2 protein-coding genes are annotated in these 704 nt (G+C 61.8%); both read right to left on the bottom strand.

What is annotated here, in order from left to right; all coding sequences use genetic code 11:
* The coding region (locus tag V6X63_RS10660) for an IS3 family transposase (RefSeq protein ID WP_367978927.1) at nucleotides 1–194 on the bottom strand (194 nt) is incomplete at its 3' end.
* Nucleotides 195–319: 125 nt separating this feature from the next.
* Nucleotides 320–622 (bottom strand): transposase, encoded by a 303-nt coding sequence (locus V6X63_RS10665; RefSeq protein WP_367978928.1) that lies wholly within the window; start codon nucleotides 620–622, stop codon nucleotides 320–322.
* Between the last annotated feature and the right edge of the window lie 82 nt (nucleotides 623–704).

The raw sequence follows: 704 nt of genomic DNA on the forward strand, positions 1-704 counted from the left end.
TACGGGTAGACCGCATGCTCCGGATGCGATCGACTGGTGTGAGGCCCCGGCGCGATCGCCTGCAGGGCCATCAGCCGCATTAACCGCTGGATGCGCTTGCGGTTGACCCGATAGCCTTGGCGCTGGAGCCAGTGGGTCATCTGCCGGGCGCCGAAGAACGGTGTGCGCAGGTACTGCTTGTCGATCTGCCACATCAGCGCGAGGTTCTCTGGCGTCTCGGCAGCCGGCGCGTAGTAATACTGCGAGCGGGGCAGGCCGATCAGATCGCATTGGCGACGAATCGAGAGTTCGGAGTGTTCCGGTTCGATCAGCCATCGGCCTACTCCTTGAGCTGGCTGGACTTTTTTTTCAAAAAATCCAGCTCCACCTTGAGCCGGCCGATTTCCTCGTAGAGCGGTGCCGCGACCTCCTCGGCGCTCGGCGTGCGGCGGGATCGCGCCGCTGTCGACTCAAATAGCTCAGGCACCTTATCGAGCAACTGCCGCTTCCACTGGCTGATCTGCGTCGGGTGAACCTGGAACTCCTGCGCGATCTCGCTGGCGGTCTTATGGCCTTTGGCCGCCTCAAGGGCAACGCGGGCCTTAAAGTCCGGACTGAGCCGTTTGCCTCGTCCTCGGGTCATGGTGAAGGCTCCTCTGCAATGGGCCGAGGATAGCCTCCGAATCTTTACTTCTCACCTGGTCCGAAAACCGGGGTCCACTTCA

Source organism: Spiribacter onubensis (genome assembly GCF_040838425.1).
Lineage (GTDB): Bacteria > Pseudomonadota > Gammaproteobacteria > Nitrococcales > Nitrococcaceae > Spiribacter > Spiribacter onubensis.